This is a genomic window from Streptomyces glaucosporus (genome assembly GCF_039533345.1).
GTDB lineage: Bacteria > Actinomycetota > Actinomycetes > Streptomycetales > Streptomycetaceae > Streptomyces > Streptomyces glaucosporus.
Genome location: NZ_BAAATJ010000023.1, coordinates 1 through 22,212, shown reverse-complemented (window position 1 = coordinate 22,212; position 22,212 = coordinate 1). Strand labels below are relative to the sequence as shown.

Here is a 22,212-nt window from a genome sequence, read left to right as displayed (position 1 = left end):
CAACCCTGAGAGGGATTGACGAGAGTGCTCGACGTCAACTTCTTCGACGAGCTGCGAATCGGCCTGGCCACCGCTGACGACATCCGTCAGTGGTCCCACGGCGAGGTCAAGAAGCCGGAGACCATCAACTACCGCACCCTCAAGCCGGAAAAGGACGGGCTCTTCTGCGAGAAGATCTTCGGCCCCACCCGGGACTGGGAGTGCTACTGCGGCAAGTACAAGCGCGTCCGCTTCAAGGGCATCATCTGTGAGCGCTGCGGCGTCGAGGTGACCCGCGCCAAGGTGCGCCGTGAGCGGATGGGCCACATCGAACTGGCCGCCCCCGTCACCCACATCTGGTACTTCAAGGGCGTGCCCTCCCGTCTGGGCTACCTCCTCGACCTCGCCCCGAAGGACCTGGAGAAGGTCATCTACTTCGCCGCCTACATGATCACGTGGGTGGACGAGGAGCGCCGCCAGCGCGACCTGCCCTCGCTGGAGGCCCACGTCTCCGTGGAGCGCCAGCAGATCGAGCAGCGCCGCGACGCCGACCTGGAGGCCCGCGCCAAGAAGCTCGAGTCGGACCTGGCCGAGCTGGAGGCCGAGGGCGCCAAGGCCGACGCCCGCCGCAAGGTGCGCGAGAGCGCCGAGCGGGAGATGAAGCAGATCCGCGACCGCGCCCAGCGCGAGATCGACCGCCTGGACGAGGTGTGGAACCGCTTCAAGAACCTCAAGGTCCAGGACCTGGAGGGCGACGAGCTGCTCTACCGCGAGCTGCGCGACCGCTTCGGGACCTACTTCGACGGCTCGATGGGTGCCGCGGCGCTGCAGAAGCGCCTGGAGACCTTCGACCTGGAGGAGGAGGCCGAGAAGCTCCGCGAGATCATCCGCACGGGCAAGGGCCAGAAGAAGACCCGTGCGCTCAAGCGCCTCAAGGTCGTCTCCGCCTTCCTGAACACCCGCAACAGCCCCAAGGGCATGGTGCTGGACTGCGTTCCGGTCATCCCGCCGGACCTGCGCCCGATGGTGCAGCTCGACGGTGGCCGCTTCGCGACCAGTGACCTCAACGACCTGTACCGCCGCGTCATCAACCGCAACAACCGCCTGAAGCGGCTTCTCGACCTCGGCGCGCCCGAGATCATCGTGAACAACGAGAAGCGGATGCTCCAGGAGGCCGTCGACGCGCTGTTCGACAACGGCCGCCGCGGCCGGCCGGTGACGGGTCCGGGCAACCGCCCGCTGAAGTCGCTGTCCGACATGCTCAAGGGCAAGCAGGGCCGCTTCCGCCAGAACCTGCTGGGCAAGCGCGTCGACTACTCGGCCCGTTCCGTGATCGTCGTCGGCCCGCAGCTGAAGCTGCACCAGTGCGGTCTGCCCAAGGCCATGGCGCTGGAGCTGTTCAAGCCGTTCGTGATGAAGCGCCTGGTGGACCTCAACCACGCGCAGAACATCAAGTCGGCCAAGCGCATGGTCGAGCGCGGCCGCACGGTCGTGTACGACGTGCTGGAAGAGGTCATCGCCGAGCACCCGGTGCTGCTCAACCGTGCGCCGACCCTGCACCGTCTGGGCATCCAGGCCTTCGAGCCGCAGCTGGTCGAGGGCAAGGCCATCCAGATCCACCCGCTCGTGTGCACCGCGTTCAACGCGGACTTCGACGGCGACCAGATGGCCGTGCACCTGCCGCTGTCGGCGGAGGCCCAGGCCGAGGCCCGCATCCTGATGCTGTCCTCGAACAACATCCTCAAGCCGGCCGACGGCCGCCCCGTGACCATGCCGACCCAGGACATGGTGCTGGGCCTGTTCTTCCTCACCACCGACGAGGTGGAGGGCGAACTCAAGGGCGAGGGGCGGTCCTTCAACTCGGTCGCCGAGGCGATCATGGCGTTCGACGCCAAGGAGCTGTCGCTCCAGGCGAAGATCGACATCCGCTTCCCCGTCGGCTCGGTCCCGCCCCGCGGCTGGACCCCGCCGGCCGCCGAGGAGGGCGCCGCGGACGGCAGCGGCCCCGCGGGCGAGTGGCAGCCCGGCGACCCGTTCCGGCTGCGGACGACCCTGGGCCGCGCGCTCTTCAACGAGCTGCTGCCCGAGGACTACCCGTTCGTCGACCAGACCGTGGGCAAGAAGCAGCTCTCCGGGATCGTCAACGACCTCGCCGAGCGCTACCCCAAGGTCGTCGTCGCGGCCACGCTGGACAACCTCAAGTCGGCCGGTTTCCACTGGGCGACCCGTTCCGGCGTCACCATCGCCATCTCCGACGTCGTGGTCCCCGAGGCCAAGAAGGAGATCATCGCGAGGTACGAGGCCCAGGACGAGAAGGTCCAGAAGCAGTACGAGCGCGGTCTGATCACGAAGGACGAGCGGTCCCAGGAGCTCATCGCCATCTGGACCAAGGCGACCAACGAGGTCGCCGAGGCGATGTCGGAGAACTTCCCGAAGACCAACCCGATCTTCATGATGGTCGACTCGGGCGCGCGCGGAAACATGATGCAGATGCGCCAGATCGCCGGTATGCGCGGTCTGGTGTCCAACGCCAAGAACGAGACCATCCCGCGTCCGATCAAGGCGTCGTTCCGCGAGGGTCTGTCCGTGCTGGAGTACTTCATCTCCACGCACGGTGCCCGAAAGGGTCTGGCGGACACCGCGCTGCGCACCGCCGACTCGGGTTACCTCACCCGTCGTCTGGTGGACGTCTCGCAGGACGTGATCATCCGCGAGGAGGACTGCGGCACCGACCGCGGTCTGCGCCTGGTGATCGCGAGCAGGGGCGCCGACGGCGTGCTCCGCAAGGAGGACAACGTCGAGACCAGCGTGTACGCCCGCTGCCTCGCCGAGGACGTCGTCGTCGACGGCAAGGTGCTGGCCCCGGCCGGCACCGACCTGGGCGACGTGCTCATCGACGAGCTCATCCAGCACGGGGTGGAGACGGTCAAGACCCGCTCGGTCCTCACCTGCGAGTCCGCCGTCGGCACCTGCGCCATGTGCTACGGCCGCTCGCTGGCGACCGGCAAGCTGGTGGACATCGGCGAGGCCGTCGGCATCATCGCCGCCCAGTCCATCGGTGAGCCCGGCACCCAGCTGACGATGCGCACCTTCCACACCGGTGGTGTGGCCGGTGACGACATCACCCAGGGTCTGCCGCGTGTCGTCGAGCTCTTCGAGGCCCGTACGCCCAAGGGTGTCGCCCCGATCTCGGAGGCGGCCGGCCGCGTCCGGATCGAGGAGACCGAGAAGACCAAGAAGATCGTCGTCACCCCCGACGACGGTTCCGACGAGACCTCCTACGGCGTCTCCAAGCGCGCCCGTCTGCTGGTCTCCGAGGGCGACCACGTCGAGGTCGGCCAGCCGCTGACCGTCGGTGCCACCAACCCGCACGACGTGCTGCGCATCCTCGGCCAGCGCGCGGTCCAGGTGCACCTGGTGGGGGAGGTTCAGAAGGTCTACAACTCGCAGGGTGTGTCGATCCACGACAAGCACATCGAGATCATCATCCGGCAGATGCTGCGCCGTGTGACGATCATCGAGTCCGGCGACGCCGAGCTGCTGCCCGGCGAGCTGGTGGAGCGTTCGAAGTTCGAGGCCGAGAACCGCCGCGTCGTGGCGGAGGGCGGCCAGCCGGCTTCCGGACGTCCGCAGCTCATGGGTATCACCAAGGCCTCGCTGGCCACCGAGTCGTGGCTGTCGGCGGCGTCCTTCCAGGAGACGACCAGGGTCCTGACCGACGCGGCGATCAACGCCAAGTCGGACTCCCTGATCGGCCTCAAGGAGAACGTCATCATCGGTAAGCTCATCCCGGCCGGTACGGGCCTGTCCCGCTACCGCAACATCCGGGTCGAGCCGACCGAGGAGGCCAAGGCGGCGATGTACTCGGCCGTCGGGTACGACGACATCGACTACTCGCCCTTCGGCACGGGCTCCGGCCAGGCGGTTCCGCTGGAGGACTACGACTACGGCCCGTACAACGGCTGAGGCCGGCGGTACGGTCCTGTGACGCCCGCGGGGCGGTCCCCTTTCCGGGGGCCGCCCCGCGGTGTCGTCGCCGCGGGGCGCCGTCACGGCGCTCGTTACCGCCCGGAACTCCCCATGGCGCACGAACGTCATGGATGATGGGGAGACGTTCGGAAGCGGGGAGGTGAAGCCGGTGTCGTACCAGCCGCAGCCATGGGGCAGACCCGGTCCGCCGGGGCAGGCGGGTTCGGGCCCGTATCCGCGGCAGGCCCAGCAGGTGTCGAGCCAGATGCCGATGATGAGGGCGTCCCATGCGGACCGCGAGCGCACGATCGACGTGCTCAAGGCCGGTTTCGTCGAGGGGCGGCTGGGCAAGACGGAGTACGAGCAGCGCCTGGTCCGCGCCCAGCAGGCGCAGACGTACGGGGAGTTGCACACGCTCATCGCCGATCTGCCGCAGGGGCCGATGGCGGTGCCGGCGCCCGCGCCGCAGCAGTACGCGCAGCCGTACCAGCAGGCGGTGCCGCGCACCTTCCTGCCGCCTCCTCCCCAGACGAACAACTCCGCCACCGCGGCCCTGATCTGCGGTGTGCTCACCCCCTTCTACGGGGTCACCGCCATCCCCGCGGTGATCCTCGGTCACAAGGCGCGTGCGGAGATCCGGCGGACGGGCGAGAAGGGCGACGGGCTGGCCATGGCCGGGCTGGTCCTGGGCTGGCTGGCGATCGGGTTCTTCGCTCTCCTCGTCCTGGTGCTGGTAGTGGCCGCCGGCCCCTGACGGAGGGGCCGGACAACGGCCTCGGGGAGGCTTCGAAGACCCGGAGCGGACGGCTCGCGGGAAGCGCCGGGGGCGGTCGGGGAGCCCTTCCCCCGCCGCTCCGCGCCGACTACGGTGGCATGGGCATTTGTTTTGACCGGAGCCGATGCGGTAGGTACGCTCTGACCTTGTGCCTGGGGTATCCCCTGCGCTCCCGTACGCGCCACGACGCGCAGGGAAGTGAGAACGGGGACACCGAAATCTGCATGCTTCTCACCCAGAGGGCCCCGTGCTGACGGGAGTGTGCAGCCTTCGACACGCCCGACCGCGTGGGTCGGCGAGTGGCCCGGGTTAGTTGTACCGAGACTGGCACACAGAAACCGGAGAAACGGTGCCTACGATCCAGCAGTTGGTCCGCAAGGGCCGGCAGGACAAGGTCGAGAAGAACAAGACGCCCGCACTCGAGGGTTCGCCCCAGCGCCGCGGCGTCTGCACGCGCGTTTTCACCACCACCCCCAAGAAGCCGAACTCGGCCCTCCGTAAGGTCGCGCGTGTGCGTCTGACCAGCGGCATCGAGGTCACCGCTTACATTCCGGGTGAGGGCCACAACCTGCAGGAGCACTCCATCGTGCTCGTGCGCGGTGGCCGTGTGAAGGACCTGCCGGGTGTTCGTTACAAGATCATCCGCGGCTCCCTCGACACCCAGGGCGTCAAGAACCGCAAGCAGGCTCGCAGCCGCTACGGCGCCAAGAAGGAGAAGTAAGCATGCCTCGTAAGGGCCCCGCCCCGAAGCGGCCGGTCATCGTCGACCCGGTCTACGGCTCTCCTCTGGTGACCTCCCTCATCAACAAGGTGCTGCTGCACGGCAAGCGCTCCACCGCCGAGCGCATCGTGTACGGCGCCATGGAGGGCCTGCGTGAGAAGACCGGCAACGACCCGGTCATCACGCTCAAGCGCGCGCTCGAGAACGTGAAGCCGACCCTCGAGGTCCGCTCCCGCCGCGTCGGTGGCGCCACCTACCAGGTTCCGGTCGAGGTCCGCCCCGGCCGTTCCTCCACTCTCGCGCTGCGCTGGATCGTGGGCTACGCCCGCGCGCGCCGTGAGAAGACCATGACCGAGCGTCTGATGAACGAGCTGCTCGATGCCTCCAACGGCCTCGGCGCCGCCGTGAAGAAGCGCGAGGACACGCACAAGATGGCCGAGTCCAACAAGGCCTTCGCGCACTACCGCTGGTAGTCGCTTCCCCATCGAGAACCGAGAGAAGACTGAGCCTTATGGCTACCACTTCACTTGACCTGGCCAAGGTCCGGAACATCGGGATCATGGCCCACATCGACGCGGGCAAGACGACCACCACCGAGCGGATCCTGTTCTACACCGGTGTGAACTACAAGATCGGTGAGACCCACGAGGGCTCCGCCACCATGGACTGGATGGAGCAGGAGCAGGAGCGCGGCATCACCATCACGTCGGCGGCCACGACCTGTCACTGGTCGCTCGACGACGTGGACCACACCATCAACATCATCGACACCCCGGGCCACGTCGACTTCACCGTCGAGGTGGAGCGCTCGCTGCGCGTGCTCGACGGTGCCGTGACGGTGTTCGACGGCGTGGCCGGTGTCGAGCCGCAGTCCGAGACGGTGTGGCGTCAGGCGGACCGCTACGGCGTTCCGCGCATCTGCTTCGTCAACAAGCTGGACCGCACCGGTGCGGACTTCTTCCGCTGCGTCCAGATGATCGTGGACCGCCTCGGCGCGCAGCCGCTGGTCATGCAGGTCCCGATCGGCGCCGAGGCCGACTTCCAGGGCGTCGTGGACCTGGTCCGCATGAAGGCCCTGGTCTGGTCCGCCGAGGCCGCCAAGGGCGAGATGTACGACGTCGTCGACATCCCGGCCGACCTCGCCGACACCGCCGCGGAGTGGCGGAGCAAGCTCGTCGAGGCCGTCGCCGAGAACGACGAGGAGCTGATGGAGCTGTACCTCGAGGGCGAGGAGCCCAGCGAGGAGCAGCTGTACGCGGCGATCCGCCGCATCACCATCGACTCCGGCAAGGGCGGCGGCACCACCGTCACCCCGGTGTTCTGCGGCACCGCGTTCAAGAACAAGGGCGTCCAGCCCCTGCTCGACGCGGTCGTGCGGTACCTGCCGTCGCCGGTCGACATCGAGGCGATCGAGGGCCAGTCCCCGTCCGACGCCGACGAGATCGTCAAGCGGAAGCCGTCCGACGAGGAGCCGCTCTCCGCGCTGGCCTTCAAGATCGCGAGCGACCCGCACCTGGGCAAGCTCACCTTCATCCGGGTCTACTCGGGCCGTCTGGAGTCCGGCACCCAGGTGCTGAACTCCGTGAAGGGCAAGAAGGAGCGCATCGGCAAGATCTACCGGATGCACGCGAACAAGCGTGAGGAGATCGACAACGTGGGTGCCGGCGACATCGTCGCCGTCATGGGTCTGAAGCAGACCACCACGGGCGAGACCCTCTGCGACGCGTCGGCTCCGGTGATCCTGGAGTCCATGGACTTCCCGGCCCCGGTGATCGAGGTCGCCATCGAGCCGAAGTCCAAGGGCGACCAGGAGAAGCTGGGTGTCGCCATCCAGCGTCTGGCCGAGGAGGACCCGTCCTTCCAGGTCAAGACCAACGAGGAGACCGGGCAGACCATCATCGCCGGCATGGGCGAGCTGCACCTCGATGTGCTGGTCGACCGGATGAAGCGCGAGTTCAAGGTCGAGGCCAACGTCGGCAAGCCGCAGGTGGCCTACCGCGAGACCCTGCGCAAGGCCGTCGAGAAGGTCGACTACACGCACAAGAAGCAGACTGGTGGTTCCGGCCAGTTCGCGAAGGTGCAGATCTCGGTCGAGCCTCTCGAGGGCGACGGCTACGAGTTCGTCAACAAGGTCACCGGTGGCCGCATCCCCAAGGAGTACATCCCCTCGGTGGACGCCGGCTGCCAGGAGGCCATGGAGTTCGGCGTGCTGGCGGGCTACCCGCTCACCGGTGTGCGGGTGACGCTGCTCGACGGCGCCTACCACGACGTCGACTCCTCCGAGATGGCGTTCAAGATCGCCGGTTCCATGGCCTTCAAGGAGGCCGCCCGCAAGGCCAGCCCGGCCCTGCTGGAGCCGATGATGGCCGTCGAGGTCACCACGCCCGAGGACTACATGGGCGACGTGATCGGTGACATCAACTCCCGCCGTGGCCAGATCCAGGCCATGGAGGACCGCGCCGGCGCCAAGGTCGTCAAGGGCCTGGTTCCGCTGTCGGAGATGTTCGGCTACGTCGGTGACCTGCGCAGCAAGACCTCCGGTCGCGCGAGCTACTCGATGCAGTTCGACTCCTACGCCGAGGTTCCCAGGAACGTCGCCGAGGAGATCGTCGCGAAGGCCAAGGGCGAGTAGCACGCGTTTCGCGGTGCTATCCACCCATTAGGCTGGAGCACAACAAGGCATTCGGGGCGTCCCGCCGCCGGACCGTACCGGTCCGGTGGCGGGGGCCCCGGCGCCCCGCCCCAGATACGAAGCGGTCAAGGGCGTCCCCCTCGGGGTCCTGACCGGTTCGGCACGACCACCTGAACCCCTCCGCAGAGCGCGGGGGAGTACAGCACCAGTCCACAGGAGGACCCCAGTGGCGAAGGCGAAGTTCGAGCGGACTAAGCCGCACGTCAACATCGGCACCATCGGTCACATCGACCACGGTAAGACCACCCTTACCGCGGCGATCACCAAGGTGCTGCACGACGCCTACCCCGACATCAACGAGGTCTCGGCGTTCGAGAACATCGACAAGGCTCCCGAGGAGCGTCAGCGCGGTATCACCATCTCCATCGCGCACGTCGAGTACCAGACGGAGTCCCGTCACTACGCCCACGTCGACTGCCCGGGTCACGCGGACTACATCAAGAACATGATCACCGGTGCTGCCCAGATGGACGGCGCCATCCTCGTGGTCGCCGCCACCGACGGCCCGATGCCGCAGACCAAGGAGCACGTGCTCCTGGCCCGCCAGGTCGGCGTCCCCTACATCGTCGTCGCCCTGAACAAGGCCGACATGGTGGACGACGAGGAGATCATGGAGCTCGTCGAGCTCGAGGTCCGTGAGCTGCTCTCCGAGTACGAGTTCCCGGGCGACGACGTCCCGGTCGTCCGCGTCTCCGCGCTGAAGGCGCTGGAGGGCGACGAGAAGTGGGCGCAGTCCGTCCTCGACCTGATGAAGGCCGTCGACGAGTCGATCCCGGAGCCGGAGCGCGAGGTCGACAAGCCGTTCCTGATGCCGATCGAGGACGTCTTCACCATCACCGGTCGCGGTACGGTCGTCACCGGCCGTATCGAGCGCGGTGTGCTCAAGGTGAACGAGGAAGTCGAGATCATCGGCATCCGGGAAGAGAAGACCAAGACCACGGTCACCGGCATCGAGATGTTCCGCAAGCTGCTCGACGAGGGCCAGGCCGGTGAGAACGTCGGTCTGCTGCTCCGTGGTGTCAAGCGCGAGGACGTCGAGCGCGGCCAGGTCATCATCAAGCCGGGTTCGGTCACCCCGCACACCGAGTTCGAGGCCACGGCCTACATCCTGTCGAAGGACGAGGGTGGCCGCCACACCCCGTTCTTCAACAACTACCGTCCGCAGTTCTACTTCCGGACCACCGACGTGACCGGCGTCGTGACCCTCCCCGAGGGCACCGAGATGGTCATGCCGGGCGACAACACCGCCATGACCGTCCAGCTGATCCAGCCGGTCGCCATGGAGGAGGGCCTGAAGTTCGCCATCCGTGAGGGTGGCCGGACCGTCGGCGCCGGCCAGGTCACCAAGATCCTCAAGTGATCTGGTCCCCTCCTGCCCGGAACAGGGGAGGAGGGACGCCGCCCTAGGCGGATTCCCAGCCTCGGCTGGTGAGAGGGCCCGTACGACCTCGTGTCGTACGGGCCCTCTCGGCGTCTCCGGCGTCCCGTTCGGCGCGGGGGCGGCCGGATCCCGGCCGGGTCAGGCCGGGGCGCGCTCCAGCGCCGGCAGGAACTGGTCGTAGAAGGACGTCTTGAGGCGGAGGGCCCGTTCCTCCGTCTCGCGGAAGCAGTCGGCCGACCCCTCGCCGCGGGCCAGGAGCTCGCTGATCCGGGTGGCGAGCCGGTCGGAGTGCGTGGTGGACAGCAGGGACGCGTCCGTGAGCGGGTGGGCCTTGGCGTCGTGGACGTGGTGCGGGTAGTAGAAACGCGAACGGTTCTCGCCGTTCTGCGTCAGCAGGGGCTCCATCCGCTCCCACAGCCGCCCGTACTCGACCGAGACCAGGACCTCGCCCCAGAACCGCAGGATCGTCAGCAGCCGCAGGTCGGCGTCGTCGTGGCGGCCCGCGTCGGCGATCAGCTCGAAGGTCTCGTCGAGGACCCGCCGTGTCGCCTCGGTCGGTCTGCTCTCGACCAGGGCCCGCCGGGGGATTCCCAGCCGGAGGAGGTCGTCCTTCATGTCCTCGCGGTGGGAGCGGGTGCTTCCGCTGCCGTCCGGGTACTCCTCGCGGAGGATGACCCGGGCGATCCGCAGCCCGGTCTCGTCGCGGAGCAGGTCGATCGCCAGGTCGTAGGCCGGGGTGAAGGCCAGCGACACGAAGCGGCGCTGGAGCAGGAGCGCGGCGAAGTCGCCGTCCGGCAGGAGCGGGATGTTCGCCAGGACCGGGTGTTCCCGGAACCGTTCGATCAGTCCGTCCTCGAACTCGTCCAGTTCTCGCATGGCCGTAACCTCTTCTCGGATCACAGGTTGATGGTGCCGACCGAGCCGCGCCAGTCGCGGAGGTCCACGTCGCGGCCGATCCGCCACAGCGTGTCCAGCTCCTGCTGGATTTCCCGGCCCATCACGGTGTCGCCGCCGCGGATCTCCAGCTGGGTGGAGTCGATGGCGAGCCGGCCGTGGAGGAACGAGCTGACCAGGTAGTGGTCGTCGGTCTTGTACACGGCGATCGACGGCAGGGAGTTGTACACGCGCACCTGGAGGCGTTCCCGGTCCTCCTCCCGGAGGGCGCGGTGGAGGGACTCCAGGATGGACAGGCACCGCTCGACGCCCGCCCGCACGTCCTCCTCCATGGCCGGGTCCCGGACGGTGCGCAGGGCCTCGTCGCGCAGCCGCGCCACGGGCGAGGCCGGGTGCAGCAGCAGGACGCGCACCCGGGCCCGCCGCTCGGTGACGGCCCTCTCCAGTTCCGAGTCGAACCGGTGGAGGTTGGGGATCCAGGTCTGGAGGACGCATATCTCGCGGTCGGCCTCGCCGAGGAGGTGGGTGAACCTCTCCTCCGGGAAGCGCCGGTGGACCTGGACCACGCCGCCGTAGTGCTCCTGCCTGAGGTCGCGCGCGATGCCGTCGATGTCGAGTTTGGAGAGCTGGAGGTTGACGTTGTCGAGGACGCGCAGCCGGTCGAACTCCAGGAAGAGGAAGAGGGTGACCGTGCTCAGGATGAGCAGGGTGACCTTCGGGAGGGTGCCGCCCGGTGCCAGTTCGTCGAGCCAGCCGAGGAGGTCGGCGGGGACGACGACGATGCCCGTCGCGGCCATCACGGCCAGCACGATCTGCTCGGCCCGGTAGCGGATTCCCATCCTCGACCATCCCCCCGACGTGCCGTCACCGGCGACGACCGTACACCTCGGCACTGACGGAAAGTGATGGTTTTGCGGGTACGGGTGGGCATCGGTTCCTCTGCGGTGTCTCGTGCGAAGCTGCGGCATATGCCGATGGAATCCGTGCGGCTCCGGGCGGGATGCCCCGCGCCCGGTCGGGAGCGGCTGGCTAGGATCGCCGGACCGGTTCCGATCCACGAGGGGGAGACATGCGCAGGAAGGTCACCGGACTGGCTCTCGCCGCGGCGGCGGCTCTGCTGGCGGGCTGCGGCGGCGGTGGCGGTGAGGACACGGGCGCGGAGCCGGGGAAGAAGGACGGCGCGGCCGAGGCGTCCGCCCGGCCCTCGGCCGGCGACGGGCAGCAGGACGGGGGAGCGGAGGAGTCGTCGGACGGTGCCTCGGGGGGTTCCTCCGAGGACGGCGCCGAGGGCGGTTCCGGCGGGTCCGGCGGCGGTGAGGTCACGCGCGAGGTGACCCTGGAAGTCGGCGGTGACGGCAGGACCCAGGTCTTCTACACGGCGGACACCAACAAGACCGAGCAGGTCACGCTCCCGTGGAGCAAGACGGTCGAGCTCTCCCTGACTCCCGCCGAGCAGAAGGTCGGCGTCCTGGTGACGATCGTGCCCGGCTCGGTGCAGGGCGACGACGGGCAGCTCACGGCCGCGTCGTGCGTGATCAAGGTCGACGGGAAGAAGGTCGACGACAACGGGGACGGCAAGGACGTCTCCGGCTGCAAGTACAAGGTCAAGTAGCGGACGCTCCCGGCGCGGGGTCCGCGTGGGCACGGCCCGCCCGATGAGCGGGCCGTGCCCTGCGGTGTGCCGCTCGGCCCCGCAGGGCGCCCGCGCAGGGAACGCCCGGTGGCGCCCGGCGGGAACGGCGCGCAGGGGCCGGCGGCGGACGAAGCCGCCGGCTGCGGGACCGTATCGGCCGGACCGTCCGCGGGCATCCGGGCCGCCCCGCGCGCTTCCGGCGACCCGTACACAAAAACTTCACCCTCTGTGCAACCAGTGGCCACAGTTATTGGTCTGGTGATGTGGAGTCAGCAGACTCCCGATCACCGGCCCGGCTCAGTTTCCGCCGCGGCCTCTTCCCATCCGAGGAATCGCATGCGCATACGTGCCACCGTGGCCGCCGTCACCGGCGCCCTGGCCCTGTCCGCTCTCTCCGTTCCGGCCGCGCAGGCCGGCGACTCCGACCGCCCGGAGCGCGCGGACGTCGCGGAGATCGCACAGGCCGCCCGCGATGCCCAGCAGACGGGCTCTCCCGAGACGACCGGGAAGTCGCGCGTCGCCTCCGCGGAGGACGACGTCCCGTACGCGATCGACGTCACCTTCTCCAAGGTGAAGGTGAACAACGGCAAGCCGATCGTGGCGGGCACCAAGAACCAGGTGACCGTTCCGCTCTCCTTCACCCTGACCCACGGCGCCGACGTCGACATCCACGCCGAGGACTTCTTCGCGGACGTCGCGATCTACCGCGGCGCGTCGTACGCGGAGGCGGAGAACGTGCTCGAGGGCGACTACTGGCCGACCTGCACGTCGGTCTCCGACACGGTCGCCAACTGCAAGGGCACGATCGACGTCTACCCGTACGAGCAGCTCTTCAACGAGGACGCCGCCACCTGGAAGGCGGTCGGCTACGCGATCGACTTCAACGGCCAGAACCCGGAGGAGCCCCTGGACCTCAGCCGGGTCGGGTACACCGATCAGGACAGCGGCCTGGCCACCACCAAGCTCCAGCGCTACTCCAAGCTGACGGTCAACGCCTCCCCGGAGCCGGTGGCCAAGGGCAAGACCATCACCATCACCGGCAAGCTCACCCGCGCCAACTGGGACACGAGCACCTACAAGGGCTACACCAAGCAGCCCGTGAAGCTGCAGTTCCGGAAGAAGGGCACGGACACGTACACCACCCTCAAGACGGTGTACACCGACAGCACCGGCAGCCTGAAGACCACCCGCACCGCGTCGGTGGACGGCTACTGGCGCTGGAACTTCGCCGGCACCTCCACCACTCCGGCCGTCAAGGCCACCGGAGACTACGTCGACGTCAAGTGACCGTCGGCAGACGCATGACCGGGGCCGCCCCAGCCAGGGGCGGCCCCGGTCGCGTTCGCCGGGGACGGTGCCCTCCAGCGGTCCGGGCGGGGGTGAGGACAGGGGCGAGGTCGGGCCGTGCGTTGCGGGCAGGGGTGGCCGCGGTCGTGGGGGCGGTGGCCGGCAGGGGGCTCTCGGGTCGGGTCAGAGCGCTCGCAGGGCCGCCGCGGCGGCGACCATGCCGTCTCGCTCCAGCGAGGCGAGCACGTCCTGCACGGTCCCCGGCGGGTTCTTCCGTCTGTCCGCGATCCGACGCACCGCCGCGTACATGGCGGCCGGGTCCAGGTCGATCTGGTCCTCGACGAACGCGTCGGGGTGCTTGGCTGGGCCTCGATGAGGGGCTCGTAGCCCTTGACCATGCAGTCACGCACGGCCCTCATCATGGCCTCCCTGGTCCGGTCGAGCCGGACGGGGTCGAGATCGGGCCGTTTGGCCTTCAGGTTGCGGAACGTCTCATCAAGGATGCGATCGGTCCACTTGGCCTGCACGAGGCCGTCCTGCGCCATGGATATGAGCAGGTCACGCAGGGTGCTCGGGTACAGCACGTTGGCGTCGTACAGGGCAACGAAGGCCATGCGTCAGATCAGTCCCATCTCTTGGCCCAGTTGGGTGAGCTCTTCTGCGGCTTGACGGCGGCGTTCGTCGTCCCGCCGCTTGTAGTCCATCAGTGAGGACGCCGGAATCCTCCGGTGTTTGCCGACCTTGCGGTACTCGATCTCTCCGGCTTGTAGGAGCCCGATGAGGAAGGGGCGTGAGACGTTGAGCAGGTCGGCTGCCTGCTGGGTGGTGAGTTCCGCGTTCTGCGGAACGATGGAGACGCTGCGGCCGGCTGCCAGGTGGGCGAGCGTGGTGGCCAGCAGCTCGACCGCTTCTCGCGGCAGTGTGAGTGGTTCGGCTCCTTCCCCTTCGACTGTGACGTCGATTTTCGGCACGTCACGGTGCTTCTCCAGATAGCTGCGGACCCGGGACAAGGCTCGGTTGGCCGTTTCCGTCTCCTCCGGGGGGAGGCCGACGGGGCGGATGTCTGTCTTGCTCATGTGTGGCTCCCTCGGGTGCGGGTGTATGCCGGCAGGGGCCTTCTTCGACACTCTTCCATTATTCGCAGCATTCGAAACAGTCGCAACAGATGAATGGCCTGATCGTGTCCATCAGGCGGCCAGGGGCGGTTCGGCCGTCGAGGTCTCGCGGCAGTCGCGGCAGAGGCCGGGGTCGGGGGAGCGGAAGGCGCGGTCGCAGCCGTCGCAGTTCCGGAGCGGGTCGGGGCGCGGTGGCGGCGGCGCGGACGGCGGGGCGGCCGGGAGCGGTGGCGGCAGGAGCGCGGTGAGGCGGTGGGCGAGCAGGGCGGCGGGGTGGCGCAGCGGCTCGGCGGGCAGACCGGCGGTGAGGGTGCGGCGTACGGCGTCGGGCGCGGCACCGCGTTCCAGCCAGGCCGCGACGGCGGGGGCGAGGCGTCTCACGTCCCGTTCGGAGAGCAGCAGCCGGGGGTCGTCGCGGCGCAGCTCGACGAGGATCGCGGTGGCGGCGCGCTCGCGGACGGGGTTGCCGGTGGTGCGCGGTTCCGGCAGCGGCGAAGGCGGCACGGGTGGGGGCGCGGGCACGGCGGGCGCGGGTGCGGGTTCGGCGGGACGGTCCGGAACGGCGGACGCCACCGGCACCCGAACCGGCACCGGCGCAGGCCGGGTGAGGCATACGGACGATCGCGGGATGCCCGCCCGCGCCGCCGGGTTGTTGTACGACACCGTGCGCGTGACGATCCGGCCGCCCGGCAGCCGTGTCCGCGTCCGCTCCAGGTAGCCGTGGGCCTCCAGTTCGCGCAGGGCGGCGGCGATGCGCGTCTCGCCCTCGGGGAAGCGGGCGGCGAGGGTGCGGATGTCCACCCGCGCGCCCTGGGGGAGGGACTGGATGTGGACGGCGAGCCCGATCGCGGTCAGGGACAGTTCGCCGTGCTGGGCGAGGTGGTTGCCGACGACCGTGAAGCGCTCGGTGTGGCGGACGGTGACATGGACGACGCCGCTTCGCGGAACGCCGGATGGTGTGCGCGAGGGCGCGCTAAGCTGCGGCTCAGCCATCAGGGGAAGTCCTACTCTTCCTCGGTGGTCAGGCCCTCGGCCGGGATGCCAGTCCCGTCGGGGGCCGTCGCATGTGTGGGGTGTGGTGGTGCTCGTCGTGGCGACGACTATGCCGGGCGACCGGCGTGCATATCGGCTCAGTCGGCTCGTCTCACCCGTACGTGTGACGGGGGCGGGGGTTGGGTCGGGTGGGGTTCTTTCCCGGTTCTTCGAAGCTTTTGACGCCGTGCCCCGCCGGGTCCTCCCGTACCGGCTCGCGTTCCGCCGCGATCCGGTGGGGGCCCGTGGCGGAGGCCCTGCGGGGGCATGTCCCCGGGGCGGTGCGATGCGGTGCGGTGCGCGTGCGGCGGGGCGGCTCAGGGGGTGAGGGCGATCTCGGCCCAGACCGTCTTGCGGGGCACCGGCCCGGTCTCGACGCCCCAGCGGTCGGCCAGCGCCTCGACCAGCAGCAGCCCGCGCCCGCCCTCCGCGTCGCCGGGCGCCGGCGGGCGGGGGACGGCGGGGAGGCGGTCGCCGCGCGCGTCGGCCACCTCGACGCGGAGGACGTGGGGGGTGCCGTCGCCGGTGACGCGCAGTCTGAGGCGGAAGTCCCGGCCGGGGACACGTCCGTGGCGGACGGCGTTGCCGGCGAGTTCGGCGACGATCTGCGCGGCCGTCTCGGTGGGCAGTCCCCAGTCGGCCAGGTGCGCGACGGTGAGGAGCCGGGCCAGCCGGGCGCCCCGGCGGGTGGGGGAGAGCAGCACGGTGAACTCCCGGACGGGGGCGGGGTTTTGGGTTCGGGTGGTCTCTGGGCTCACCTCACGCAGCGTGGCCGCTCGGTGGCGCATCCGGCCAGTGGTGACCTGCGGTCAGCGGACGGTTGTCGAATCGCGTGCCCGCCGGTGCGGCTCTGTGCGGTGCGCGGCTCTGTGCGGTGCGCGGCGCGCCGGGGCCGGACCGGCGGCGTGCCGCGGGTTGTCCGGAACCCCATGACGGCGGACACGCGGGACGCGGAGGACTTCCGCGCCCGGCGGCGTTCCCGGCATGGCCGCCGCCTCCCTTCCCGCCCCTCAGCGCAGCAGGGCACCGCGCAGGGTGATGCCGTGGCGGGTTTGCAGCCGCCGGGCCTCCCACAGGGACAGGGCGGTCACCGACAGGGGGGCGCCCAGTATGAACAGCAGGCGCACGGCGAGCGGCGCGTCGCCGAAGTCGCCGAGGAACAGGTCGGCGACGGCCAGCTCCCAGACCAGCACCGTGCTGAGCAGCGGTGCCAGCAACTCGTGGACGTCGGCGACCCGCAGGACGTGGCTGACGGCCAGCAGCATGCTGCGGACGGTGAAGAGGACGAACCACAGCACTACGACGACCATCGCCAGGTGGCCGATGATGGGCGCGGCCGACACGATCGCGTCGGCCATGGGCCTCATGAATTCGCTGAAGAACGCCCAGCAGGCGGCGAAGGCGAGCAGCGCGCCCAGCGGTTTGAGGGTGCGCCGGGCGTACAGGGCGCGGCGCGGGGGGCGCGCCGCCGTGATGAACGCCCCGATCACGAGCGGAAAGGTGATCGCCAGCAGCAGGACGCCCAGCCCGAGCTGGTTGAGGCGTTCACCCAGGAACTCGGTGGTGGAGTCCGCGGTCCGGTAGGTGTGGGCGAGCCAGACGGTCATCAGGATGCCGGTCCAGGCGCGGAGGAGCTGCACCTTCCTCAGCAGCGGGTCCACGAGCAGGTCGGAACGTGAAGGGGTGAAGATCAGCCGCGCGACGTAGAACGGGCCGATGACGCCCAGCGGGCCCGTGGCCGGCTCCGGACGCGGTGCCCCGTACTGGGACGCCTCGCCGGGACGGGGTCCGGGCTGGGCCGTGTTCTGCCATGTCATCGTCGCGTTCCTCCGTCGGCGTCGTACACCACGCGAACCGGCGACGGACGGTTTCGGCCACCGGCGGCGGGATCGTATCGATCGTGATCATCGAGGAGGAACCCGGTCCGTTCCCGGGCGGTTCCGCCGGGGTTGGGTTCCGCCGCACCCGGTGTACTCGGCGTCGTTCCGCTCGGTGCCCGCTCGGGGTCTGCCCGGGCGGCGGCGAGGCGGAACCGGCGGGACCCCGGTGCGGGGGTCCGGTGGCGGGTGGGGCGGCGGCCCGGCGGACGGAAACCCCGGCGCGCCGGTGAAACCCCGGGAGGACGGCGGCGGACCCGGAAACAATGGCCCGGACCGCAGAAACCGCACGAGTCGCCCGTACCGCACCGGACCGCCGCAGGACGCCTGCCGCCGGACGCGTGCACGCGGCCGTCGCAGCAGGGGGAATTCCGATGACCGAGGCTCCGTCCGCCCAGGACGACATGACGACCACCGCGGCCGGCGTGGCCACCGCGACCGGCGCGACCGCGGGCCGGACGATCACGGTGGACAGCGCCAAGGAGCTGCTGAAAGCCCTGGCCGGGGCCGCGCCCGGCGACCGGGTCGAGCTGGCTCCGGGCAGCTACCGCTGGAACGAGCCGGTGACGCTCCAGGCGGCCGGCACGAAGGAGGCGCCCATCACCGTCGCCTCCGCCCGGCGCGGCAAGGCCGTCCTCGACGGGACGGCGGGCTTCGCCTTCGGCAGGGCCGAGCATCTGGTGATCCAGGGGTTCCAGTTCCGGCAGCGCACCCCGATGGAGGTTCCGCACACCGCCCGGCACATCAGGATCACCCGCAACCTCTTCGAGTTCGACGAACCGGCCGGCAAGAACAGCTGGCTGATCGTGAGGGCCGACCACACCCGCGTGGACCGCAACGCCTTCCGGCACAAGTCCGCCCAGGGCGTCTTCCTCCAGATCGACGGGCCCGGCGACACCGTGGCGCGCCGGGTGCGGGTGGACCGCAACCTCTTCCACGACCACCGTTTCACCGGCGGCAACGGCGGCGAGGCCATCCGGCTGGGCTACGGGGTGAAGGGACCGGCGGTCGCCGAAGCGGTGATCGAGGACAACCTCTTCCTGGCGGCGAGCGGGGACGACGAGGTGGTCTCCGTCAAGTGCTCCGGCAACGTGGTGCGGAACAACACGGTGATCGGCGGCAGCCGCGGGTCGATCGTGCTGCGCTCGGGCGACAACACCACGGTCAGCGGCAACTTCCTGCTCGGCACGGCCGGAATCCGGATCTACGGCGACGACCACGAGGTGTTCAACAACCACATCCAGGGCGAGGGCCAGCTGATCATCGGTCCCGGGGACGCCAAGGGGGAGCACCGGCCGGCCCGGCGGGCGCTCGTCGTCCACAACACCGTCGTCGCCACCGCCGGGCAGGCCGCGCTGCGGGTCAAGAGCGGCGAGGTGCCGCCGTCGTCGGTGACGGTGGCCGCCAACATCCTGGTCTCCGACGGCAAGGCGGTGCAGGTGCCCGCGGCCAAGGGGTTCACCTGGCGGGGCAATGTGACGACCAAGCCGCAGGGCGACCTGCCCACCTCCGGCGGCGTGCAGGCCGACCCCCGGCTGAAGGCCGACCGGGCGGGGGTGCTGCGGCTCACCCGGGAGTCCGTGAAGATCCCGGCCGTGGGGCGGGTGCCGGACTCCTTCCCGCAGTTGAGGAACGACATCAACGGACGCCCCCGGCCGTCGGCCGCGCACGCCGGGGCCGAGCAGTTCGAGGCGGAACCCTCCGTCACGCGCGTACCGCTGACCACGGAGGACGTCGGCCCGTCCTCGAAGTGAGGCACCGCGAGGCACCGTGAGGGACCGCACCCGGCCCGCCGGGGGCGTCCCCGGCGGGCCGGGCCGCACGACGGTTCCGGGCGGTGAGCGCCCGACGGGAGTGGAATTTCCGGTTCGGGTGATTTCCTGCCCTGTGTGACGTGAAGCGGTGATTCCGCACCTAACGTGGTCGGCAACGGCGTTCGAGCAGGGGGCGGTTGTGCGGGCGCGGTCCGGTTCTGTGCGGCCTGTGCGGGGTGACGGGCCGAGGGCGGACGCCGTTGGACACGGGCGCGGACGGAGGGCTGATGCACATGACTGTGGACAACGAGCACACGAGCCGCACGGACCACACGACGGACGGCGCGGACGGCGCTTCCTGGGGCGAGGGCTGGGACGACGAGTACGGGGCGGTGGTGAGGGCCGCCGGCCGCCAGATCAAGCTGTGGCGGGAGGCGGCCGGGCTGACCCAGGAGGAGCTGGGCAGGGCCATCGGCTACAGCCTGGGCATGGTCTCGGCGGTGGAGCGGGCCAAACGACTGCCGCACCCGGAGTTCCTGGCCAGGGCGGATCGGGTGCTGAACGCGGGCGGCAAGCTGGCGGCGCTGAAGGACGACGTGGCGGAGGCCCGCTACCCCAAGAAGGTCCGCGACCTGGCCAGGCTGGAGGCCGAGGCCGTCGAGCTGGGCGCCTACGGCAACCACAACATGCACGGTCTGTTGCAGACCGAGGAGTACGCGCGGGCGCTGTTCGAGATGCGGCGCCCCGCGTACAGCGCGGACGACATCGAACGACACGTGGCCGCTCGCATGGCCCGACAGAAGATCTTCGAGCGGCAGCCCGCACCTCTGCTGACCTTTGTCCAGGAAGAGGTCACGCTCCGACGCCCGCTCGGGGGCAGAATGGTCCTGCGACGCCAACTCGAACGCCTGTTGGAAGTCGGGCAGTTGCGGCACGTCGAGATCCAGGTGATGCCGACGAGCTGTGAAGAACACGCCGGGATGGCCGGCGAACTGCGTGTGCTGAAGCTCAGGGACGGCTCGGCGGTGGGGTACTCGGAAGCCCAGCTCACAAGCCGCCTGGTTTCCGATCCCAAGGAGGTCCAGATCCTTGAGATGCGGTACGGAATGATCCGAGCGCAGGCTCTCACGCCACGGGAGTCGCTGGCCTTCATCGAGAAAGCGCTGGGAGAGACATGACCTTCAAGCCTTCCGCCGGAGACGGCTCCGAGCTGGAGTGGATCAAGAGCAGCCACAGCAGCAACGACGGCCCCGACTGCGTCGAGGTCGCGGCCACCCCCGGCACCGTCCACGTCCGCGACTCCAAGGACGTGCAGGGGCCGCGGCTCGCCTTCACGCCGGAGGCGTGGGACAGCTTCGTGTCCTACACGGCAGGTCGCTGACCCCCGGCCGGATGCCCGCCGGAGCCGGACGCCGGCCAACGGGCCCGCCGCCAGACGGCCTCGAACTCGTGGCGGTCGATCACGCGGGCGGAGAACTCCTCCTGGGCCGCCACGTCGGCGATGTCGCCGAACGGGACTTCGGCGAGGAGGACGTCACCCGCCTCGTGCCCGGCGTCCGCCCGCAGCAGACGGCCGTCCTGGTAGCCCTGGACTCTCCGCGTCTCCCACCGGTCGGGGCCGATCTCGTGGAAGAAGAGCACGGGCTCCCCGCCGAAGTCGTGGTGCCACTCGACCCGCCAGTACTCCATCACAGGATCCATGGTGTCCTCTCAGCCACGGCCGAGCGTCCAGCGGAAGAGGACGTCCGAGGCGGCGCGCCACCGCAGGTGGACGCCGACGGTGCCCAGCTCCCGGTGCCCGTCGTACGGGCACCACAGGAGCTGGAGGAGGTCGCACCCCCTGGGCGCCTTCAGATCGGGGACGTCCCGGCGGAACAGCTGGGCGACGGGCAGCAGGGGAACGGGGTCGGTCTCCCCCGGTCAGGGGGCGTGCTCGCCCGGCTCCAGGCCGTCGAGGAGCGTCCGCTCCGCCTCGGTGGGGCCCGGTCGCTCACCGGTCTCCGTCCGCCGGCTCCACGCCTCGGCCAGGACGTGCCGGCGGAGCCGGACGTCCGCCGGCCGCTCGCCGTGGCTGCGCCGGTGGCGCTCCCGGCACACCGGCCACGGCTCGTCCGCGGGCCACAGGAAGGGGCCGCCCACCGAGCTGTGGTGCGCGGTGGGCGTGCCGGGGCGCGGGTGGAGGCGTGTGGCGGTGCGCCGGTGGTGGGACAGTTCGGGGAACAACGCCTCGATGTCCACCGGGCGGTCGGGAGTGGTGCGCGGCATGGTCCGGGGCTCCTCGTGGGGCGGGTGCGGTGGGGGAGAGTGGGGTCAGAGGAAGTCGGCGCTCGGCCGGAAACCGTGCTGCTCGAAGGGCATGCCGTAGAACGCCTCGGACTCGGCGTCCCCGGTCAGGAGGACGGCGTTCAGGAATCCGGTGCACGACAACGGGTGGCTCTCCCACTCGGGTCCGCGTCCCTCGTCGACCATGACGGTCCAGTCGTCGGGGCGCCGGCCGGGGCGGGCGAGCCAGACCAGGTACTCGCCGTTCCCCGTCACGGCCCAGGACACGAGGCGGCTGCCGGGCTCGTCGGGTTCCGCGGGCCTGGGCTCGCCCGCTTCCCGGAGGGACTCCAGCTCCCCGGGGCAGTTCGCGTTCCTGGTCAGCAGGTCGTAGTGCCTGTTGGCGCAACCGGGCTCCAGGAGCCGGACCGTGTCGTCGAAGACGCCTCCGCCGCAGAGGTCCACGAGCTGCTTGCAGTCCGCCGGGAGCGGGGTGCCGAGCATGCTCTCCACCCGCCGCCGGTCCCTGGGGCGGACGCCGGCGGGAGGGGGGACGGCCGCGGCGAGCCGCGCGACGCCGGGGTGCACGTCCGCGCCTCCCCGGCGGCGGTCCCCGGGCCGGCCCGCGTCGGCCGCGTTCAGGGGCCCGGCCGCCGCTCCCACGCCCGGCTCCCGTCCTCCCCGGCCTCCGACGCCCACACGCCGGACCGCCGGACGGCGGGGCCGTCGACGCGCCGGGCGCCCGCGGTGTACGCGGCCCAGCGCAGCTCCTGGCAGCCGAAGAAGGACTCTCCCCAGCCGTCCACCCAGATCCGTGCGCGGGACGGCCCGGTCCGGGTGA

At 70.2% G+C, this 22,212-nt stretch carries 21 protein-coding genes and 1 pseudogene; 11 read left to right on the top strand and 11 right to left on the bottom strand.

From position 1 onward, the window contains the following. Positions 1 to 24: 24 nt before the first annotated feature. The 6 genes from ABD358_RS21540 (at position 25) to tuf (ending at position 9,496) form a co-directional block, all read left to right on the top strand. Positions 25 to 3,945, top strand: a complete 3,921-nt coding sequence (locus ABD358_RS21540; protein ID WP_344632747.1) for a DNA-directed RNA polymerase subunit beta' — start codon at positions 25 to 27, stop codon at positions 3,943 to 3,945. Between the two features lie 277 nt (positions 3,946 to 4,222). Further along, a complete protein-coding gene (locus tag ABD358_RS21535) occupies positions 4,223 to 4,702 on the top strand; it encodes a DUF1707 and DUF4190 domain-containing protein (RefSeq protein WP_344632810.1) in 480 nt (159 codons plus the stop codon). Positions 4,703 to 5,072: 370 nt separating this feature from the next. Next, the gene (gene rpsL, locus ABD358_RS21530; protein ID WP_003948652.1) at positions 5,073 to 5,444 is read left to right on the top strand and encodes a 30S ribosomal protein S12; all 372 of its coding nucleotides are present in this window, start codon (positions 5,073 to 5,075) and stop codon (positions 5,442 to 5,444) included. 2 nt (positions 5,445 to 5,446) lie between these two features. After that, a complete protein-coding gene (gene rpsG / locus ABD358_RS21525) occupies positions 5,447 to 5,917 on the top strand; it encodes a 30S ribosomal protein S7 (RefSeq protein WP_031510640.1) in 471 nt (156 codons plus the stop codon). Between the two features lie 38 nt (positions 5,918 to 5,955). Further along, positions 5,956 to 8,076 (top strand): elongation factor G, encoded by a 2,121-nt coding sequence (gene fusA, locus ABD358_RS21520; protein WP_344632746.1) that lies wholly within the window; start codon positions 5,956 to 5,958, stop codon positions 8,074 to 8,076. Between the two features lie 226 nt (positions 8,077 to 8,302). Next, entirely contained in the window at positions 8,303 to 9,496 is a 1,194-nt protein-coding gene (gene tuf / locus ABD358_RS21515) for an elongation factor Tu (protein WP_344632745.1), read from the top strand. A 159-nt stretch (positions 9,497 to 9,655) separates the two neighbouring features. Here the strand turns inward: tuf and ABD358_RS21510 are convergent, their stop codons facing one another. Both ABD358_RS21510 and ABD358_RS21505 read right to left on the bottom strand, forming a co-directional pair. Continuing rightward, positions 9,656 to 10,393: a hypothetical protein gene (locus ABD358_RS21510; RefSeq protein WP_344632744.1), complete on the bottom strand. Its 738-nt coding sequence runs from the start codon at positions 10,391 to 10,393 to the stop codon at positions 9,656 to 9,658. A 20-nt stretch (positions 10,394 to 10,413) separates the two neighbouring features. Then, positions 10,414 to 11,250 (bottom strand): hypothetical protein, encoded by an 837-nt coding sequence (locus ABD358_RS21505; protein WP_344632743.1) that lies wholly within the window; start codon positions 11,248 to 11,250, stop codon positions 10,414 to 10,416. A 230-nt stretch (positions 11,251 to 11,480) separates the two neighbouring features. Here ABD358_RS21505 and ABD358_RS21500 point away from each other — a divergent pair, with 230 nt between their 5' ends. Both ABD358_RS21500 and ABD358_RS21495 read left to right on the top strand, forming a co-directional pair. After that, entirely contained in the window at positions 11,481 to 12,023 is a 543-nt protein-coding gene (locus ABD358_RS21500) for a hypothetical protein (RefSeq protein WP_344632742.1), read from the top strand. Between the two features lie 357 nt (positions 12,024 to 12,380). After that, complete coding sequence (locus ABD358_RS21495; RefSeq protein ID WP_344632741.1) at positions 12,381 to 13,331, top strand: hypothetical protein; 951 nt, start codon at positions 12,381 to 12,383, stop codon at positions 13,329 to 13,331. Positions 13,332 to 13,514: 183 nt separating this feature from the next. Here the strand turns inward: ABD358_RS21495 and ABD358_RS28545 are convergent, their stop codons facing one another. From ABD358_RS28545 to ABD358_RS21475, 5 genes are all read right to left on the bottom strand, one after another. Next, positions 13,515 to 13,628 carry a VapC50 family PIN domain-containing toxin gene (locus ABD358_RS28545; RefSeq protein WP_486388654.1) on the bottom strand — a complete coding sequence of 38 codons (114 nt, stop codon included), beginning with the start codon at positions 13,626 to 13,628 and terminating at the stop codon, positions 13,515 to 13,517. Positions 13,629 to 13,948: 320 nt separating this feature from the next. After that, positions 13,949 to 14,407, bottom strand: coding sequence for a helix-turn-helix domain-containing protein (locus tag ABD358_RS21490; protein WP_344632740.1), 459 nt, complete (start codon positions 14,405 to 14,407; stop codon positions 13,949 to 13,951). Positions 14,408 to 14,518: 111 nt separating this feature from the next. Next, positions 14,519 to 15,439 carry a helix-turn-helix domain-containing protein gene (locus ABD358_RS21485; RefSeq protein WP_344632739.1) on the bottom strand — a complete coding sequence of 307 codons (921 nt, stop codon included), beginning with the start codon at positions 15,437 to 15,439 and terminating at the stop codon, positions 14,519 to 14,521. A 356-nt stretch (positions 15,440 to 15,795) separates the two neighbouring features. Next, positions 15,796 to 16,236, bottom strand: a complete 441-nt coding sequence (locus ABD358_RS21480; protein WP_344632738.1) for an ATP-binding protein — start codon at positions 16,234 to 16,236, stop codon at positions 15,796 to 15,798. Between the two features lie 252 nt (positions 16,237 to 16,488). After that, positions 16,489 to 17,295 (bottom strand): hypothetical protein, encoded by an 807-nt coding sequence (locus ABD358_RS21475; protein WP_344632737.1) that lies wholly within the window; start codon positions 17,293 to 17,295, stop codon positions 16,489 to 16,491. 434 nt (positions 17,296 to 17,729) lie between these two features. Here ABD358_RS21475 and ABD358_RS21470 point away from each other — a divergent pair, with 434 nt between their 5' ends. The 3 genes from ABD358_RS21470 to ABD358_RS21460 all read left to right on the top strand — a co-directional run bounded on the left by ABD358_RS21470 (position 17,730) and on the right by ABD358_RS21460 (position 20,490). Beyond that, positions 17,730 to 19,109 carry a polysaccharide lyase 6 family protein gene (locus tag ABD358_RS21470; RefSeq protein ID WP_344632736.1) on the top strand — a complete coding sequence of 460 codons (1,380 nt, stop codon included), beginning with the start codon at positions 17,730 to 17,732 and terminating at the stop codon, positions 19,107 to 19,109. Between the two features lie 293 nt (positions 19,110 to 19,402). Continuing rightward, positions 19,403 to 20,287 (top strand): helix-turn-helix domain-containing protein, encoded by an 885-nt coding sequence (locus ABD358_RS21465; RefSeq protein ID WP_344632809.1) that lies wholly within the window; start codon positions 19,403 to 19,405, stop codon positions 20,285 to 20,287. After that, complete coding sequence (locus ABD358_RS21460) at positions 20,284 to 20,490, top strand: DUF397 domain-containing protein (RefSeq protein WP_344632735.1); 207 nt, start codon at positions 20,284 to 20,286, stop codon at positions 20,488 to 20,490. Before ABD358_RS21465 ends, ABD358_RS21460 begins: the two co-directional genes overlap by 4 nt. On the opposite strand, the gene ABD358_RS21455 is transcribed toward ABD358_RS21460, so the two are convergent. The 4 genes and pseudogenes from ABD358_RS21455 to ABD358_RS21440 form a co-directional block, all read right to left on the bottom strand. Beyond that, on the bottom strand, positions 20,472 to 20,810 hold the full coding sequence (locus tag ABD358_RS21455; RefSeq protein WP_344632734.1) for a DUF6881 domain-containing protein: 339 nt from the start codon (positions 20,808 to 20,810) through the stop codon (positions 20,472 to 20,474). The genes ABD358_RS21460 and ABD358_RS21455 overlap by 19 nt on opposite strands. 219 nt (positions 20,811 to 21,029) lie before the next feature. After that, entirely contained in the window at positions 21,030 to 21,374 is a 345-nt protein-coding gene (locus ABD358_RS21450; RefSeq protein WP_344632733.1) for a hypothetical protein, read from the bottom strand. Between the two features lie 45 nt (positions 21,375 to 21,419). Next, positions 21,420 to 21,959, bottom strand: coding sequence for a hypothetical protein (locus ABD358_RS21445; protein WP_344632732.1), 540 nt, complete (start codon positions 21,957 to 21,959; stop codon positions 21,420 to 21,422). Between the two features lie 50 nt (positions 21,960 to 22,009). Further along, positions 22,010 to 22,212: pseudogene (locus ABD358_RS21440) on the bottom strand (hypothetical protein); the annotation flags it as partial.